The following is a 17853-nucleotide window of genomic DNA, read 5'->3' as shown; positions in this document are numbered from 1 at the left end:
TGGCGATCTCCATCGCCAGAGCGATCGGGGCCACGGCCCGGCCCTGACCGGAGCGCGCGCATGACCGCGGCGGTGTCCTTGCCCGGCCGCTCGGGTGAAATGATCGAGCGCCTCAAGGCCAATCCGAAGCTGCCAATGATGCTGGCTGGCGCGGCGCTGGCCGCAGCCATCGCCGTCGGGGTGCTGTGGTCGCGCGCGCCGGACTACAAGGTCCTGTACAGCAACCTGTCGGAGCGCGACGGCGGCGCGGTGCTGCAGTCGCTGCAGCAGATGAACGTGCCGTACAAGTTCGCCGAAGGCGGCGGCGCGGTGATGGTGCCGGCCGAGCGGGTCCACGAGACGCGCCTGCGCCTGGCCTCGCAAGGCCTGCCCAAGAGCGGCAACACGGGTCTGGAACTGATGGACAACCAGAAGTTCGGCATCAGCCAGTTCGCCGAACAGGTCAACTACCAGCGCGGGCTCGAAGGCGAGCTGGCGCGCTCGATCGAATCGATCGCGGCCGTGCAGTCGGCCCGCGTGCACCTGGCCATTCCCAAGCCGACGCTGTTCGTGCGCGAGCGCCAGAAGCCCACGGCGTCGATCGTGCTGCAGCTCTACCCGGGCCGCGCCATCGATGAAGGCCAGGTCGCGGCGATCAGCCACCTGGTGTCGTCCAGCGTGCCCGAACTGACGCCCAAGGCGATCTCCATCGTCGACCAGCACGGCAACCTGCTGTCGAACAGCGGCAACGAGCGCATGCTCGACGCCACCCAGCTCAAGTACGTCCAGGCGCTGGAGCAGAACTACCTGAAGCGCATCGAATCGATCCTGACGCCGATCGTCGGCAAGGACAATGTGCGCGCCCAGGTGACGGCCGACGTGGATTTCTCCATCGTCGAGCACACCGACGAGAGCTACAAGCCGAACCAGGACCCGACCCACGCGGCCATCCGCAGCCAGCAGACCAGCGAGTCGAACCAACAGGGCGCCACGCCCCCGGGCGGCGTGCCGGGCGCGCTGTCCAACCAGCCGCCGGCACCCGCCGCGGCACCGATCACCACCGCGCAGACGCCGCGTGCCGGCCAGGCACCGGGCCAGGCCGGCGCACCCGCCCAGCCGCAAGGTGCGCAAGGCGCCCAGGCACAGGGCGCCACGAGCACCGCATCGGGCCCGAGCAGCAGCCGCAAAGATTCCACCGTCAACTACGAACTGGACCGCACCGTGCGCCACGTGCAGCAGGCGCCGGGCGGCGTGCGCCGGCTGTCGGTGGCGGTGGTGGTCAACTACCGGCCGCAGCCGGACGCCAAGGGCAAGATGGTCGCCCAGCCGCTGCCGCCCGCACTGCTGGCCCAGATCCAGAACCTCACCAAGGAAGCCATGGGCTTCTCGACCGAGCGCGGCGACTCGATCAACGTGGTGAATAGCCCTTTCACCGTCGACCGTGAAGTGACGCCTGAAGTGCCGTTGTGGAAGCAACCTGAAATGATCGACCTGGCCAAGACCGGCGCGGGCTACCTGCTGCTGGCACTGCTGGCACTGTTCGCGTGGTTCAAGGTGGCGCGCCCGCTGCTGCGCCGCTACACCGCCCCGCCGCTGCCGGCGCCCGTGGCGGCAGAAGAAGCCGCCGCCGAACTGCTGCCGCCCGAAGAGCCGTCCAATCCGGAAGTCCTGCGGCTGGCCGCGAAGTATGAAAGTGACCTGGCACTGGTGCGCGATGCCGCGCAACGCGACCCGCGCCTGGTTGCCAGCGTAATCAAGAACTGGATTGGCAATGACCTCCGCTAAAGCCGCCTCCCCCGCCACCGGCCTGCAGAAGAGCGCCATCCTGATGATGGCGATCGGCGAGGACGCCGCCGCCGAAGTATTCCGGCACCTGTCCCAGCGCGAAGTGCAGGAGCTGGGCTCCGCCATGGCCGAGCTCCGCTCGGTGACGCGCGAAGAAATGGCCGGCGTGCTCAGCGAGTTCCGCGGCGAGACCGAGCAGTACTTGGCGCTGAACGTCGATTCGAGCTCGTTCATCCGCAGCGTGCTGAACAAGGCGCTCGGCGAAGAGCGCGCCCAGTCCGTGATCGAGGACATCCTGGAATCGCGCGATCCGGGCAGCGGCATCGACTCGCTGAACTGGATGGATTCGACCTCCGTGGCCGAACTGATTCGCGAGGAACATCCGCAGATCATCGCCACCATCCTGATTCACCTGGACCGCCAGAAGGCGTCCGAGGTGCTGGGCATGTTCACCGACCGCCTGCGCAACGACGTGATCCTGCGTATCGCCACGTTCGGCGGCGTGCAGCCGGGCGCGCTGCAGGAGTTGACGGACGTGTTGTCCAAGCTGCTGTCGGGCCAGAGCCTGAAGCGCAGCCGCATGGGCGGCGTGCGCACCGCGGCGGAAATCATCAACCTGATGAGCACCGCGCACGAAGAGGCCGTCATCGACGGCGTGCGCCTGCACGACGGCGACCTGGCGCAGAAGATCATCGACGAGATGTTCCTGTTCGAGAACCTGCTGGAAGTCGACGACCGCGGCATCCAGCGCGTGCTCAAGGAAATCGCCACCGAATCGCTCATCGTCGCGCTCAAGGGCGCGCCGCAGGAGCTGCGCGACAAGTTCATCCGCAACATGTCCACCCGCGCCGGCGAAATGCTGCGCGAGGACCTGGATGCGCTGGGCCCGGTGCGCGTGTCGCAGGTCGAGGCCGAGCAGAAGGCCATCCTGCAGGTGGTAAGACGCCTGGCCGATGCCGGCGAAGTGCAGATTGGCGGAGGAGACGATGCCTATGTCTGAGCGCGGCCTGGCCGCACGTATCGCGCAGCGCAGCGAGAACCCGGCCGGCGGCGACGCCGGCGGCTTTACCCCGTTCGAAGCGCCGCGCCGCTCGCGCGGCACCGGCTGGCAGCGCTGGCAGATGGATTCGCTGGACCCGCGCACCGCGCTGCAGGCGATCGTGCAAGAAGCACCGGCCGAGCCGGCACCGCCGCCGATCGATTTCGAGGCGCTCGAAGCCATGCGCGAAGGCGCCCGCAAGGAAGGCTACGCACAGGGCTATACCCAGGGCCAGACCCAGGGCTACGGCGACGGCCACCGCGAAGGCTATGCGCGCGGGCTGGAAGGCGCGCGCAACGAAGCCACGCGCCTGCATGGGCTGGCCGAGAACTTCCGCCAGGCGCTGGCCGGCGTTGACCAGGAAGTTTCCGGTGCGCTGCTCTCGCTGGCGCTCGACGTCGCGCGCCAGCTGGTCCGCAGCCGCGTGGAAGACGATCCCGAAGTCCTGCTGCCGGCCGTGCGCGAATTGCTCACTAGCGAACCGGCGCTGTCCGGCTCGCCATGCCTGCTGCTCCACCCGGAAGACGTGGGCCTGATCGAAGCCCATATGCAGGGCGAACTCGAAGCCGCCGGCTGGACCCTGCGCGCGGATCCGTCCGTCGCACGGGGCGGCTGCATCGCCAGCGCGGCCAGCGGCGAGCGCGACGCCAGGCTGGAAACGCGCTGGACCCGCGTGGTCAAGGCCATGGGCCGCGACGACCCGTGGGAGCCTCCGCATGACTGACGCCGTCACCGACCGGGATGCTGCACACATACCCCATGCGCAGCACTGGCGCCATGCGCTGAGCACTGCGCAGGCGGATATCTCCGGGCTCGACAGCAAACGTAGTTGCGGCCGGCTCACGCGCGCGGCCGGCCTGGTGCTGGAAGCCGTGGGCCTGCGCCTGCCCGTGGGCAGCGATTGCCTGATCGAACTGCCCGCCGGGCAGTTCCACGCCGGGTCCGGCGGCCCGCGCACGGCCGAAGCCGAAGTGGTCGGCTTCGGTGCGGACCGCCTGTTCCTGATGCCGCAATCCGACGTGGTCGGCCTGCTGCCCGGCGCACGCGTCTATCCGCTCGAACCATCGCCGCAGCCCCAGGGCGCCAGCGCTCCGCGCGAGCCCGGCTCCAAGCGCCTGCCCGTGGGCGAAGGCATGCTCGGCCGCGTGGTCGATGCCGCCGGCCGGCCGCTCGACGGGCTGGGCCCGATTCGCGCCGCGCAGGAAGTGCCGCTGTCGGCCGAGCAGATCAACCCGCTGATGCGCGCGCCGATCGAAACCGTGCTCGACACCGGCGTACGCGCCATCAACGGCATGCTGACCGTGGGGCGCGGCCAGCGCATGGGCCTGTTCGCGGGTTCCGGCGTGGGCAAGAGCGTGCTGCTCGGCATGATGGCGCGCTACACCAGCGCGGACGTGATCGTGGTCGGCCTGATCGGCGAGCGCGGCCGCGAGGTGAAAGAGTTCATCGAGAATATCCTCGGCCCCGAAGGCCGCGCGCGTTCCGTCGTGGTGGCGGCCCCGGCCGACTGCTCGCCGCTGCTGCGCATGCAGGGCGCCGCGTACTCCACACGGCTGGCCGAGTATTTCCGCGACCAGGGCAAGCATGTGCTGCTGATCATGGATTCGCTCACGCGCTATGCCATGGCCCAGCGCGAGATCGCCCTGGCGATCGGCGAGCCACCGGCAACCAAGGGCTATCCGCCGTCGGTCTTCGCCAAGCTGCCCACGCTGGTGGAACGCACCGGCAACGGACCGGAAGGCGGCGGCTCCATCACGGCGTTCTATACCGTGCTGACCGAAGGCGACGACCAGCAGGACCCGATTGCCGATTCGGCCCGTGCCATCCTGGACGGCCACATCGTGCTCTCGCGCAGCCTGGCGGAGGCCGGCCACTATCCGGCCATTGACGTGGAAGCCTCGATCAGCCGCGCGATGACCGCGCTGATCCCGCCCGTGCAGTTTGCTTCGGTGCGCCGCTTCAAGCAGCTGATGTCGCGCTACCAGCGCAACCGCGACCTGATCAGCGTGGGCGCCTACGTGCCCGGCAACGATCCCGAACTGGATCTGGCGATCCGGTTCCACCCCCGGATGGAAGCCTTCCTGCAGCAGGACATCCACGAGCGCGCCGGCTACGACGATGCGATCGGGCAGCTGCATGGCCTCTTCGACAGGAACGAACATGGCTAAACCGAATCCGCTGCAGACGTTGTCCGAACTGGCCCAGAACGACACCGATGCCGCCGCGCGCGAACTCGGTCGTCTGCAGGGGCTGCGGACCCAGGCCGCACAGCAGCTCAACCAGCTCACGCAGTACCGGCAGGAATACCGCGAGCGCATGCAGGTGGTGGCGGCGGAAGGCATGACCACCAGCCGCTGGCATGATTTTTCCCGTTTCCTCGATTCGCTGGACCACGCCATCCGCCAGCAAACCGCCGCGCTGGACAAGGCCGAAGCCGACTTGCTGATGGGCCGCAGCAACTGGCAGAAGCAGAAGCGCCGCCTGAACTCCTTCGACACCCTGATCGCGCGCGCAGATGCGCGCGAGGAACAAGTGGTCGCGCGCCGCGAGCAGCGCGCCAACGACGAATACGCCGCACGGCTGGCGCGCGACGCCGGCAGCCGACTCAACTGAGCCCAGAGGGCAAGCCTTCATCCATGATCGATATCAGTCAGCTCGTCAGCAACGCCACCCCCAAGGCAGACCCCGCCAGCCGCATGACGGCAGACGCCGGGAACGCTGCCTTCAGCGGCGCGTTGTCGCGCGCGCAGGACAACGCGCGCCCCGAGCCGCGCCAGGATTCGGGCAGCAATGCGCAGAACAATGCGCAGCCTGCCGGCGGTTCCCCGTCGAAAGACAGCCAGGCCGCCGACGCGGCCCGCGCAGCCGCGGGCAAGCCGGTGCCGACGGGCCGCCGCAAGGACCATGACGACCAGGACCACAAGGACGACGGCAGCAGCCAGGCGGCTGGCGCTGCCGCCGCGGCGCTGGCCGCCCTGCTGCCGCCCGCCCCGGCCGCTGCTGCATCGGGTAGCGGCGCCGCGGATGTCGCCGCGGCCGGTGCCGCCGGCGCCAACGGCCTCGCCATGCTGCAAGCCCCCGCTGCCGTGCCGGCCGATGCGGCCAACGCGGCACTTGCCGATGTGAATGCCGACGCCGCCGGCAAGCTTGCGATCCAGGCATCGGCCAAGGACGCCACCGCTACGACTGCCACGCCAACCGCCGCCGACACGCTGGCCAACATCCTGTCGCAGCGCGCCGCGCTGCCGGGCGCCTCGGGGCAAGCGGCGGCGACCGACAGCACCCAGGCCGCCACGACGGCCAGCACGGCGCTGCATGCGATGGGCGATGCACGCCAGGGCCACGCCGGCCAGTTCGGCGATGGCCAGCCACAGGCCGGCACGGGCCACCCGCACCATGCCGCGCTGGCGCAGGCGGACGGCATCGGGCAGGACAGCAAACCCGCCGCCACCCCGTTCACGCCGGTGCAGGTCGCCGCCAGGACCGGCGATGCCGCAACGGTCACGCAGAGCGATGGCGCCGCGACGGCCATTGCCGCCGCGCTGGCAAACCAGACGCCATCGGCCGCACCGGCCGCTGTGGCAGCCGCCGCGCGCCCGGTCGTGGCGCCGCCGCTGGACGATACGCAATGGCCGCAGGCGCTGGGCCAGCAGATGATCCGGCTGACCACGCAAGGCAGCCAGAGCGCGGAACTGCAGCTCAATCCGCCCGATCTCGGGCCGCTCAAGGTGGTACTGAACGTGGTCAACGACCAGGCCCAGGCGCAGTTCGTTTCGCCGCACCAGGCTGTGCGCGCCGCCGTCGAAGCCGCGCTGCCGCACCTGCGCACCGCGCTGTCGGAAAGCGGCATCCAGCTCGGCCACACGTCGGTGGGCGCCGACAGCTTTGCCGGCCAGCCCGGCAATGGCCAGCCGCAACAGCAGCAGGCCGGCAACGGCCGTGGCCAGCCGGGCTTCGGCGTGAACCTGGCTGCTAGCGATTCCCGGGCCGCACCCATCGCCGCACCGGCCCGTCCGGCACGCGTGCCGGCACAGGGAGAGGTCGATACGTTTGCCTGACTGCCAGGCGCTTCACGCGCCACTGCCATGACAAAGGCCGCCTCTCGGGCGGCCTTTGTCATGATGCGAAGTGCTGCCGGGTCCCGGCTCAGGGCTGGAAGATATCCAGGCCCGCCAGGGCGACCACGCCGCTCAGTGCAATCATCGCAACCGAGTCGCGTCCAAGGATCAGCAAGGCAGCAGAGAGCCACGCGACAAGGCTGAAGGCGAGAAATCGTTTCATGATGCGGCCGTGGAACCGGGACGCGGACTGGCGCGATGCGGCGAGAATTTGGGAAAAGTGAGCTAAGTATAAACCCTGATTTCACCGATTCGAGGGAGGAAAATCGCGCTGGCTGCCAATGTGCGCGACACGGCGCCACACTGCCGAGAGCGCCGCGCAGGCGCCGGGGCGATAATGCCCGCGTAGCGCCCTGCCCTGTCCCATGCCATGACGTTCGACCTCTTCGACAACCTGGATGCCCCCGGCGAAGGCCGTGACGCGGCTGGCGTGACCGAGCCGCTGGCGGCCGGCGCCGCCGTGCTGCGCGGCTTTGCGCGCGCGCTGGCTCCGCAGCTGCTCCGGGACGTAGCGAACGTCGTCGGGCAAGCCCCTTGGCGCCATATGGTGACACCGGGCGGGCTGCAGATGTCGGTGGCCATGACCAACTGCGGGCAGGCCGGCTGGGTCTCGGACCGGACCGGCTACCGCTACGACCGGCTCGATCCGCTCAGCGGCGCGCCGTGGCCCGCCATGCCAGCGACTTTCCTCGACCTGGCCGCACGCGCCGCCGCCGAAGCGGGCTTTGCGGGCTTTGCGCCGGACGCTTGCCTGGTCAACCGCTATGTGCCCGGCACACGCCTGTCCCTGCACCAGGACCGCGACGAGCGCGACCTGCGCGCGCCAATCGTGTCGGTCTCGCTCGGCCTGCCGGCGGTGTTCCTGTTCGGCGGGCTGCGCCGCGCCGAGCGCCCCATCCGTACACGGCTGGCGCATGGCGACGTGGTCGTTTGGGGCGGCCCCGCGCGGCTGGCCTTCCATGGCGTGGCGCCGCTGGCCGACGGCGACCATCCGCTGCTCGGGCACGAACGGATCAACCTGACCTTCCGCCGGGCGCTGTAGGCCGCGCAGCCACCGCGAGCGCATATCGCCCGGTTTGCGGCGGGCGTAATGTCCTACAGTCAATGGCATCCCGCGACGCTCGACTGGAGGCCATACCATGCATCTCGAAGGCTCGTGCCATTGCGGCGCCGTGCACTTCTCGCTGGAGTCCGATTCGCCGTATCCGTTCATGCACTGCCACTGTTCGATCTGCCGCAAGACGGCGGGCAGCGGCGGCTATGCCATCAACCTCGGCGGCGATGCCACGACGCTGCGCGTGCGCGGCAAGAAGTACCTGGGCATCTACAACGCGGTGATGCGCGAGCCCGGCAAGCGCGCCACGCGCTCGCCGGCGCAGCGGCATTTCTGCGTCAGGTGCGGCAGCGCGCTGTGGCTGTTCGATCCGCGCTGGCCTCATCTGGTCCATCCGCACGCGTCGGCCATCGACACCCCGCTGCCCAAACCGCCCGACGTGGTGGAAGCCGGGCTCGACTTCGTTCCGGCGTGGGTGGACGTGCCACGCGGCAAGGGCCACGTGCACTGCGGCACCTGGCCGGCCGAGTCGCTGCAGGCATGGCATCGGCGGCACGGCCTGCTGTCGACCTGAGGTCATCCGTCACCTTGGGGCTCCGGACTGGCGGTGCTGCTCGGCGCGGCGGTCTTCCGGCGCGGACTTGGGCAGCAACACGGATTTCGAAACGCTGGAATGGTCCCATGACCACTACCACCGCCTGCGCGAACGCGACGTGCGAGGGGATCCTGCCCAATCGCCGACCGGATCCCCAGCGGGCATGTTGAACTGCCGCTGAACCGCGGCAAGGCCTCGGCGATGGCTAGCGATATGGCGCACCGAAGCCGGATCACCGCCCCTAAAAGGCCGGAACCGAAGTGCTCGCGTCGCGGTACACCTGGCGGCCGCCCACATAGGTGGCAACGGCATGGAGATTCTGGATGTCAACTTCGGGCACCGTCAGATAGTCTCCCGACAACACCACGAAGTCGGCCAGCTTGCCCTTTTCGATCGAGCCCTTGCTATCGGCCTCACCGTTCAGGTCGGCATAGTTGATGGTGAACATGCGCAGCACGTCGGCGCGGCCCACGCGCTCGTCCGGACCATAGACGCCGTCGGTGATCGTGTCGCGGGTGATGAAGTGATACATCCCCCAGAACGGATTGACCGGCATATTTGCGGAATCGGTGCCGCCGACGAGCTGGAAGCCAGCATCCATGAAGGTCTTCACGGGGGTCACGTGTTCTGCCCGATCGTGCCCCCAGTACTTCGACAGCACCGGTGCGGCAACGTACAGGTGGGCCTGCACGGACAGCCTCGCGCCCAAGGCGCGTACTCGGTCGAGCTGCTCCTTGCGAACCACGAATGCATGCTCGATTGTCCAACCTCTGACGGCGCCTGGGCTTGCCTTGTCGAGGCCTTCCCACGCTGCCAGAACTTGGTCCAGCGCCGCATCGCCAACCACATGCACAGCCACGCGGTACTTGTTGCGGGCCAGTTCACCCACCACATCCTGATACGCCTGACCCGAAACCAGCGGCAGCCCGAAGAACGTTCCGCCCTTGCCATAAGGCTCGCTGTAAGGCTGGCTCATATAGCCGCCTTCAAACCCGCCATCGACCGAGGTCTTCGCGCCCCAGATGCGCACCCATTCGTCGCCAGAGCCCGGCGGCAGCTGGGCCGAGGCAATGATCGACTTGACCTGCGCGGCGGAGTTCACCGGCGCCATGGCGTTGAGCAGCAGCTGGAAGCGCAGGCTCAGCTTGCCTGCACCCTGCAGTTGGCGGATGACAGCGTAGGCCGAGGGCACATCGGTGCCCGTGAACATGCCCGGCACGCGCACGCTGGTCAGGCCCAGCGCATTGAGCTTGCGCTGCATTTCTTCCAGGGCCGCGGCGTCGAATTTTGGCGGCACGGGCAGCGTCATCAGCGAGCGCGCGTTGTTGATCAGGACGCCGGTCAACTGGCCGTTGCTGTCTTTCTGGATGATGCCGCCGTCGGGCGACACCGTGCTCTCGGTGATATTCCACTTGGCCAGCGCCGCGCTGTTGAGCATGGCCGTCAGGCCGCCGCGGTGCAGCACCAGCGGGTTGTTCGGCGCCACCGCGTCGAGCTCGGCGCGGGTGGGCAGGCGAACCTCTTTCAACTGGGCCTCGTGCCAGTCGGAGTTGCTTTGCAGCAGATCGCCGGGCGCATGGCTGGCAACGGCATCGCGAATCGCAGCCAGCACATCGTCAATCCTGCGCGTGCGCGACAGGTCGATGCCCGGGCCGCCGCCCGCGCCATGCAGGTGGCCATCGCTGAGGCCAGGGACGATGGTGCGTCCGCCCATATCGACCACACGCGTAGCGGGACCGATATGCTTGCCTAATTCATCTGGCGATCCGACCGCCAGGAATTTTCCGTCCTTGACGGCGAATCCCTGTTCTACGGTATTGGCGGCGTCCACTGTCAGGACTTTCGCGTTGGTGTAGACCGTATCGGCGACAGGCTCGGAGCCCCCGCACCCCACAAGTGGCAGCACGATGGCCGCAATGCCGAGCCAGCTTGGCACTTTCCTGCTCCCGCTGATTTTCATTCTTGCTCCCCCTATTTTTTTCTTGTTGGCATATGCCCGGCACGAAGGGCCATCCCGTTGGATGGCCCTTCGTGGTTTAATTTAGATTACGATTATTTATATTTCAACTATATTCACGAAGGGATCGACCGAACCGTGGCGCTGCCCTTCAGGCCGCCCCGGTGGCGTAGCGGCTGGCGGCGATCGCCTCGGCCTCGTTCCGCGCATCCTGGAGCACGAAGTCGAAGCGCACATGGGTGAACGGGCCTGTCACGCCAAGCGAGGCGTACTCGGTCGAGTGCTCCACCTTCTCGAGCGACACGACCAGGCCATCGCGCGTGGCGAAGGCGAAATCGTCGTCCAGGAAGGTATCGCCGGGGATGTTGACTTGGGTGGTCAGCGCACGCTTGCCGCCGCCCGCCACCAGGAAGTGGATATGGGCCGGGCGATTGCCATGACGGCCCAGCAGCGCGAACAGTTCCGACACCGGGCTGTTGGGCGGAATCGCGTAGCCCGGCGGCAGGAAGCTGCGAAAGCGGTAGTTGCCTTCGGCATCGGTCTCGATGCGGCGGCGCAGGTTGTAGGCGGGCTGCGCCGGGTCGAAGTGCGAGTAGCGGCCCAGTTCGTTGCAATGCCAGACGTCGACGCTCGCGTGCGGCACCGGCTTGCCTTCCAGGTCCAGCACGCGGCCTTCCATCACCAGGACTTCGCCCTTGCCCTCGTTGCCTTCATCCAGGCGCACTTCGCGCTGGGCCACCGGCGCGCCGGGGACGTAGAGCGGGCCTTCAATGGCGCGCGGCGTGCCCTGGGCGCGCGCGGCGGCCTGGTCGGCTTCATCTTCGAGGATATCGAGCAGGCGGTCGAAGCCAAGGCCGGCGGTGATCAGGCCGACCATATCGGCCTGGCCCAGGCGCGTCAGCCATTGCATGGCCGACCAGAATTCTGTCGGCGTCACCTGGAACGACTCGATCGTGCGGAACAGGTCGGCGACGATACGCGCGGTGATGGCGCGCACGCGCTCATCGCCTGCGCCGACCTGGCTGCTGTTGACCAGCGCCAGGAGTTCGGAAGGGGTGTATTCAGCCATGATGAGTGCTCTCCTTAAATGTGGGAATTTGCGCGACGTTGCGGAATATCGATGCTCTCGGCGTCGGCCGTGGCCTTGCCCGGTTCGGCCGCGACCGACGCCGAGCGCGCGTGCCGGATCATCAGCACGGCCAGCGCCGCCGCCATCCCGGGCACCGCGATGGCCATGAAGTTCTGCTCGAGCCGCAGCCCCATGCCGACCAGCACCCCGATCACGATCGGTGCCAGGATGGCGCCGCCACGGCCCATGCCCAGGGTCCAGCCGATACCTGCGGCGCGGATGCCGATGGGATAAAACTGTCCGGCATAGGCGCAGCCGACGATCTGCGTGCCGATGGTGGATGCGCCCGCAAGGCCAACCATCAGGTACAGCCAGCCGGTCGGCATGGGGTGGCCCAGCAGGGTGATCGACACCGCGGCCATCAGGTACATGCCGATCAGCACGTATTTGATATGGAGCTTGTCCGCCAGCCAGCCGCCGCCGATGGCCCCGACCATGCCGCCGAGGTTGAGCACCAGCACGAAGGTCAGCGCCGAGCCCAGGCTGTAGCCGGCGCTGGCCATCAGCTTGGCCAGCCAGGAGCTGAGCGCGTAGACCATGAACAGGCACATGAAGCACGACAGCCAGAACATCAGCGTGCTCGGGCCCCGGCCTTGCTGGAATAGCTGGCGGAACGGCGCGCTGGCGGATACGTCGGCACCGGCGATGACAAAGCGATCGTCGGCGCCAGGCCGGTAGGCCGGATCGATGCTGCGCGCCAGGCGCTTGAGCTCATCCGTGCGGCCGCGCCGGATCAGGAACGGCACGGATTCCGGCATCGACTTCAGGACCAGCGGGATCAGCAGCAACGGCAGGCCCGCGGCGATAAACACGGATTGCCAGCCATAGCTTTCGATCAGGCCCTTGCCCAGCACCGCCGCGAGCATGCCGCCAACCGAGTAGCCGCTGAACATCAGCGTCACCATCGTGCTGCGCACGCGCTGCGGCGCGTATTCGGTCATCTGCGCGATGACGTTCGGCATCACGCCGCCGATGCCGATCCCGGCCAGGAAGCGCGCCGCGCCGAACAGTACAGGGTCCTTGCATAACCCCGCGGCGGCGGTAAAGACGCTGAACAGCGCGATGCAGATTGCGATGGCCCAGCGGCGGCCGATCTTGTCGGCAATGGTGCCCAGCAGGATGTTGCCGAACATCATGCCGAACAGAGCGGTGCTGACCAGGAAGCCAGCCTGGGTCGGCCCGCCCCCCATCTCCTTGATGATCGATGGCAGCGCAATGCCGGCCACGGCCAGGTCATAGCCGTCGAAGATGATGATCAGCGCGCACCAGATCAGCACGCGGTAGTGAAAAGCATTGAGCCTGGCCTCGCCGGCCATTCTCTGTATGTCGATTTGTCGCATGGTCTCCTCCGTTTCCTTATGTTCTGACTGCTTGCCCGTGTCTGCTTGCAGGCCTTGGCTGCGGGGGCGGCAGCCGTCAAAGCCTGGCCAGCGATACGGCGGGGTCGGCCAGGTCTTGCGGCCTGACCGGCTTGCGTTGCTCGATCAGGCGGCGCGCGAAGCGCAGGTCGCGCGCCGCGTTGCCGCCGAGCGCGGCCGTCACGCAGTGGCCATCGAGGTAGAAAAAGACAAAACTGCCGCTGGCCGGATCGCCGCGCACCACCACCTGGTGGGATGGCTGCGGCACGCCGTAGATCTGCAGGTTGGTGTCGTGCTGGTCGGACCAGAACCAGGGCAGCGGGTCGTAGTGCACCGCGTGCCCGAGCGCGGCCTTTGCCGCGGCAATGCCCTGCTCCTGCGCGTTCTGCCACGACTCGAGCCGCATGCTGCGCCCGGCCCAGCCGTTGCGTGCAACGGCCACGTCGCCGGCTGCGAAGATGTCGGGATCGGACGTGCGGCACTGCGCGTCGACCAGCACGCCGCCTTCGCAAGCCAGCCCTGCCGCACGCGCCAGCTCGTCGTTCGGTACCAGGCCGATGCCGACTACCGCTGCGTCGCAGTCGATCTCGCGGCCATTGGCCAGCGCCACGCGGAGTCCGCCGGACGCGATCGCCGAAATGCCTGCCACGCCGGTATCGAGCAGCACCTCGGTACCGCGCGCGGCATGCAGCGCCAGCAGGTGCTCGGACAGTGCCGCCGGTACGCTGCGCTCGCACAGCCTGCGCATGGCCTCGATTACCGTGACCTCGGCGCCGCGCTTGCGCGCGGTGGCGGCCACTTCCAGGCCGATCCAGCCGCCGCCCACCACCGCCACGCGCGCACCGGGCCGCAGTGCCGGACCCAGGCGCAGCGCATCGTCGATGGTGCGCAAGGTGTGCACGCCGGGCAGGTCGGCACCCGGCACGTCCAGCATGCGCGCGCGCCCGCCGGTGCAGAGGATCAGCTTGTCGTAGGCGATGGTGCTGCCATCGGCAAGCTGGATCTGCCTGGCCGCGCGGCCGAGCCGCGCCACGCGCGCATTCGCCAGCCATTCGATCGACAGGGACGCGAGCGTCGCGGCATCGAGCAGATGCACGCTTTCAGGCATGGCCTCGCCGGCCAGCACGGCCTTGGAGAGCGGCGGGCGTTCATACGGCGGGTGCCCTTCGTCGCCGATCAGAACCACCCTGCCGCCGAAGCCTTCGCTGCGCAGCGTGCGTGCGGCCCAGCCGCCGGCCTGGCCGGCGCCGACAATGACAATCGTCCTCGGATCCGTGCTCATGACTGCTCCCCGCCTTCAGGACACCACGACCGGTTGCGGCAGCACCTGGATCCGCACACGGCCGTCCGCCACCTGCACCGGATAGGTCTGGACCGGCGTCACGCACGGCGCCTTGCGCGGTGCACCGGTGCGAAGGTCGAACAGGCCCTGGTGCAGCGGGCACTCGACGCAGCCGTCCTCGACAAAGCCTTCGGACAGCGGCACGCGCTCATGCGTGCACAGGTCATGCAGCGCGAACAGCTCCTCGCCCACGCGGAAGACCGCGATCGATACCCCGGCCGCCTCGACGGCGCGCGGTTCGTCTTCGATGAATTCGTCGGCCGCGCCGACGTCATGCCATGTACTCATTGCATGCACTCCTAGATCGGCGTGGCCAGAAGGGTCTGGACCCGCGAGGTGTCGTAGACGACCCGCTTTTCCTTGTAGCGCCAGGCGCCGTCCTGCCTGACGACCGTGTCGCGGTACACGCCGGCCTGGTACACCAAGGAGTCGCCCGCGGCGCCGGTATTGACCACGATATAGCTCGACACCGTGCGCACTTCCTCGTCAGTCGCCGCCTCGATCACCAGCCCGCCCAGCGCGTGGCGATAGCCGTGCGCTTCATAGATGTTGGCGTGGCGCAGCGCGACGATGCGGTCGCGCATCATCTTCTGGTTGCGGCAGTGGATGATCGGCGCGGGCAAGCCACGGTCGGCGTTCTCGCGCGAGATGATGGTGTAGGTGCCGTCCTCGGTGAAGAAGGCCGGCCAGCTTTCCAGCAGGTTGTTGTCGATGGCATGGACGTAGCGGTGTTGCAGGGCGCTCAGTTCCATCCAGAGCTGCAGGTCATTCTTCATCTCAGTACCCCATCGCGTGCTGATATCCGGCCCAGAAGCGGCGAATCAGGTTTTCGGTGATATTGCTGTTGGTCTGCTCCGGCGCATCCAGGCCCATGCCCATGTAGGACGTCTTGTCGCCGTCGCGCACGGTGCCGCGCTGCACCAGCTCGGTGGCCTCGGTGTCTTCCATCGAGATATAGCCGGCCGGCCCCACCAGGTTGGCCTGCAGCAGGCGCAGCTCGCGCAGCTCCGGGGTGTCGTCCTCGTAGCCGAAGAAGTGGAACACCAGCTCGAAGTTGTTCGGCCCCTTCGGCAGCAACTGGCGCGCCACCAGCGTGTTGTGGATCTGCTGGATGACCAGTTGCGGGAAGATGGGCTGGATGTGGTTGGTGCAGTCCTCCTCGAACTCGGAGATCTGTCCCAGGACGTATGGATCCTCCAGCGCAAAACCGTCCTGCATCGAACGGATCTTCTGGTCCGTATAGGCCACCGCGGTGTTGGTGTCCTGCTTCGGCTTGGTCACCGTGATCAGGCTGTGCAGGCCGTGCGTGGCGTCCGGGATGGAGCGCGCGCTCATGCCGACGCGGAAGATGTTGAAGGTGGTATGGAACAGGTGCAGCAGGCTCGCGTGATAGGGATCCTTCACGTTCTCGAAGTAGAGCTTCCAGTTCGACTTCGAGTACTGGCGGGTGCAGCCCAGATAGACGACCGGCTTGTGGAAGACGCGGTCCACCCAGGGGCGCATCTCGGGGCCGATGTAGTCGGCCAGCGGCGGCGCCTGGTCGCTGAAGGTGGCAAACAGCAGGCCCTTGTATTCCTGCACACGCAGCTTCTGCAGCCCGTGCTGCGACGGATCGAAGGCCTTGGCCATCCCGGTCAGGGTGATGGTGCCCTGCTTTTGCCCGCGCCGGAACGGCACGCCCTGCAGGTCGCCCTCGCAGGAGTAATTCCACTGGTGGTACACGCAGGTGTGCGACTCGGCGTTGCCATGCTTCTCGCGGCACACCACCGCGCCGCGATGCGCGCAGCGGTTGACCCAGCACGCAAAGCCGTTCGCCGTGCGCGTTACCACCACCGGCGTATCGCCAACGAAGGTGCTCTTGAAATCGTTGAGGTTGGGAATCTCGCAGGCCAGGGCCACAAAGCTCCAGTACGGCCCGCGATAGATGCGCTCCTGCTCCCGGTCATAGACCTCTTGCGAGCTGAACACGCTGTAGGGGACGCATGAGCCGTCGGGCTGGGGAAAAATCACTTTCCGGTCGCCGGTGCTGCCGGCCATCCGTGGGAAGTCTGACATCGCTGTCTCCGCGAAATCGTTGCGCATTGGGGATGGACGGAGTGTAGGAATCCGTTACCCCATGGCACTATCCGGAATCGGTGGACTTTCACGGCGTTCCGATCCGCTTCCGGCGAAATCGCGCGGCCTATCCAGAAATGGCAGCCGAGCCATTGCCCGGCTATCCGATATCGGAAGGAACCGCATGCGCGCCTGCCGCGTGTGCTATCCATGCGGTCGTTGCTATGGCAATATGAAACGCACCAAAGGGGCAGCGGACCCCTGCAGATTGGATCGGGGCTACACGGCGGTATCAGCGCGGTGCGCGAATGACGGAAGCCTCAGCAAGGCCCGACCAGGGAGACAAATATGCCCCTTTCACCACGGACTTCCGTACTTGCCCCGCTCTATAGCAATCCGCTGTTCCGGTCGGATGTGCGAGTGGAGGCGCACGACCATGTCGCCCGCGAACTTACCGACCATGTGCTGCGATGGAAATCCGGCGCTCCCGATGCCGCCATGTTCAAGGGCGAACTGGGCCGAGTGAAGATCTACTCGCTGCGCTACGGCCCCGAAGTCGAAGTCTCGGCGCGGCCGTTCGAAAATTTCTCACTGGTCCATACCTCGCTCGGCGCTGGCGCGGAGATTGAATGCGATGGCCAACGGCTCTGGGTCGCCGAAGGCCGCACCGCCGTGCTCTCTCCTAAGCAACGCATACGCCTGCGGTGGAGCCCAGGCAATCAGCAGCTGATCGTCAGGGTACCCAATAGCCTCCTTCTCGAGGCTGACGGCGCTGCGACGGGTGGGCCCCCACTCGCATCCGGATTCCTCCTTCCACGCGCGCTGGAAGCGCAGTGGGAACTGATCGCCCATTCGCTGCTGAACTTGCTCGCCTGCCCGGATTCCACCGTTCATGCCGATTGGGCGAGCCATCTGGAGCGAAGCCTCGCCCTGTTCCTGCTCTTGCACCGACCCGACAGCACTACGCCACTGCCACTGCCGATGCAGGCTGCACTGGACATCGCGTCCCTGCCGGAACGTGCCGCCCGGGGCACGAGGCAGATCGATGCGGTCATCGCATACATTGAGTCGCACCTGAGCGCGCCGGTCTCGCTTGAGGACCTGGCCCGCGCCGCCTGCGTCAGCGGCCGCTCGCTGAATGCGCTTTGCCGCCGCCATTTCGGCATCCCGCCAATGGAACTGCTGCGGAATGCACGCCTTGACGCGGTGCGCGCGCGACTGCTGCTCGATCCGTCCGCCAGCGTCACTGAAACAGCGCTGGCGTTCGGCTTCGGACACCTGGGCCGCTTCGCTGCCTATTACTCTGCCCGCTTCAACGAGTTGCCGAGCGACACGCAAAAAAAGCGGATCTAGGGAACCTCTGATCAATGAGGTCGCCGAGCAGCGATGCCGGGACGCGCGGTGCGGTGTTCTTGAGGCCCTTGTCGCCGAGAACCGCATCG

General features: G+C 67.4%; 17 protein-coding genes. 9 read left to right on the top strand and 8 right to left on the bottom strand.

Annotated features, from left to right (window positions below; translation table 11 throughout):
- The first annotated feature begins 60 nt into the window (after positions 1-60).
- From fliF to ACIGJC_RS16760, 6 genes are read left to right on the top strand one after another with little or no spacing between them, the layout of a single operon-like run.
- The gene (gene fliF, locus ACIGJC_RS16785; protein ID WP_483713121.1) at positions 61-1764 is read left to right on the top strand and encodes a flagellar basal-body MS-ring/collar protein FliF; all 1704 of its coding nucleotides are present in this window, start codon (positions 61-63) and stop codon (positions 1762-1764) included.
- The gene (fliG, locus tag ACIGJC_RS16780; protein ID WP_483713119.1) at positions 1751-2764 is read left to right on the top strand and encodes a flagellar motor switch protein FliG; all 1014 of its coding nucleotides are present in this window, start codon (positions 1751-1753) and stop codon (positions 2762-2764) included. The genes fliF and fliG overlap by 14 nt, the downstream gene beginning before the upstream one ends.
- On the top strand, positions 2751-3527 hold the full coding sequence (gene fliH, locus ACIGJC_RS16775) for a flagellar assembly protein FliH (RefSeq protein WP_483713118.1): 777 nt from the start codon (positions 2751-2753) through the stop codon (positions 3525-3527). The genes fliG and fliH overlap by 14 nt, the downstream gene beginning before the upstream one ends.
- Positions 3520-4971: a flagellar protein export ATPase FliI gene (gene fliI / locus ACIGJC_RS16770; RefSeq protein WP_483713117.1), complete on the top strand. Its 1452-nt coding sequence runs from the start codon at positions 3520-3522 to the stop codon at positions 4969-4971. Before fliH ends, fliI begins: the two co-directional genes overlap by 8 nt.
- On the top strand, positions 4964-5416 hold the full coding sequence (fliJ, locus tag ACIGJC_RS16765) for a flagellar export protein FliJ (RefSeq protein WP_483713116.1): 453 nt from the start codon (positions 4964-4966) through the stop codon (positions 5414-5416). The genes fliI and fliJ overlap by 8 nt, the downstream gene beginning before the upstream one ends.
- Before the next feature lie 23 nt (positions 5417-5439).
- The gene (locus tag ACIGJC_RS16760) at positions 5440-6861 is read left to right on the top strand and encodes a flagellar hook-length control protein FliK (protein WP_483713114.1); all 1422 of its coding nucleotides are present in this window, start codon (positions 5440-5442) and stop codon (positions 6859-6861) included.
- Between the two features lie 88 nt (positions 6862-6949).
- Here ACIGJC_RS16760 and ACIGJC_RS16755 read toward each other — a convergent pair whose 3' ends face one another.
- A complete protein-coding gene (locus tag ACIGJC_RS16755; protein ID WP_483713112.1) occupies positions 6950-7084 on the bottom strand; it encodes a hypothetical protein in 135 nt (44 codons plus the stop codon).
- Between the two features lie 207 nt (positions 7085-7291).
- On the opposite strand from ACIGJC_RS16755, the gene alkB reads away from it, so the two are divergent.
- Together alkB and ACIGJC_RS16745 are read left to right on the top strand one after the other, a co-directional pair.
- Positions 7292-7963 (top strand): DNA oxidative demethylase AlkB, encoded by a 672-nt coding sequence (gene alkB / locus ACIGJC_RS16750; RefSeq protein ID WP_483713111.1) that lies wholly within the window; start codon positions 7292-7294, stop codon positions 7961-7963.
- 97 nt (positions 7964-8060) lie between these two features.
- Positions 8061-8549, top strand: coding sequence for a GFA family protein (locus tag ACIGJC_RS16745; protein WP_483713109.1), 489 nt, complete (start codon positions 8061-8063; stop codon positions 8547-8549).
- Positions 8550-8811: 262 nt separating this feature from the next.
- Here ACIGJC_RS16745 and ACIGJC_RS16740 read toward each other — a convergent pair whose 3' ends face one another.
- The 7 genes from ACIGJC_RS16740 to andAc all read right to left on the bottom strand — a co-directional run bounded on the left by ACIGJC_RS16740 (position 8812) and on the right by andAc (position 16411).
- Entirely contained in the window at positions 8812-10530 is a 1719-nt protein-coding gene (locus tag ACIGJC_RS16740) for an amidohydrolase (protein WP_483713107.1), read from the bottom strand.
- Between the two features lie 148 nt (positions 10531-10678).
- Entirely contained in the window at positions 10679-11596 is a 918-nt protein-coding gene (locus tag ACIGJC_RS16735; RefSeq protein ID WP_483713106.1) for a dioxygenase family protein, read from the bottom strand.
- A 14-nt stretch (positions 11597-11610) separates the two neighbouring features.
- Entirely contained in the window at positions 11611-12996 is a 1386-nt protein-coding gene (locus ACIGJC_RS16730; RefSeq protein WP_483713105.1) for an MFS transporter, read from the bottom strand.
- Between the two features lie 76 nt (positions 12997-13072).
- Entirely contained in the window at positions 13073-14296 is a 1224-nt protein-coding gene (locus ACIGJC_RS16725; RefSeq protein WP_483713104.1) for an NAD(P)/FAD-dependent oxidoreductase, read from the bottom strand.
- Positions 14297-14311: 15 nt separating this feature from the next.
- On the bottom strand, positions 14312-14644 hold the full coding sequence (gene andAb, locus ACIGJC_RS16720; protein ID WP_483713102.1) for an anthranilate 1,2-dioxygenase ferredoxin subunit AndAb: 333 nt from the start codon (positions 14642-14644) through the stop codon (positions 14312-14314).
- Positions 14645-14655: 11 nt separating this feature from the next.
- Positions 14656-15132 carry an anthranilate 1,2-dioxygenase small subunit AndAd gene (andAd, locus tag ACIGJC_RS16715; RefSeq protein ID WP_483713101.1) on the bottom strand — a complete coding sequence of 159 codons (477 nt, stop codon included), beginning with the start codon at positions 15130-15132 and terminating at the stop codon, positions 14656-14658.
- 1 nt (position 15133) lies between these two features.
- Entirely contained in the window at positions 15134-16411 is a 1278-nt protein-coding gene (gene andAc, locus ACIGJC_RS16710; protein WP_483713100.1) for an anthranilate 1,2-dioxygenase large subunit AndAc, read from the bottom strand.
- 348 nt (positions 16412-16759) lie between these two features.
- On the opposite strand from andAc, the gene ACIGJC_RS16705 reads away from it, so the two are divergent.
- Positions 16760-17764, top strand: a complete 1005-nt coding sequence (locus tag ACIGJC_RS16705; protein ID WP_483713099.1) for an AraC family transcriptional regulator — start codon at positions 16760-16762, stop codon at positions 17762-17764.
- Positions 17765-17853 lie beyond the last annotated feature (89 nt).

The organism is Cupriavidus sp. C3SS-1, assembly GCF_057073755.1.
The sequence above is the reverse complement of the archived record's forward strand: the minus strand, read 5'-3'. Positions and strand labels throughout refer to the sequence as shown.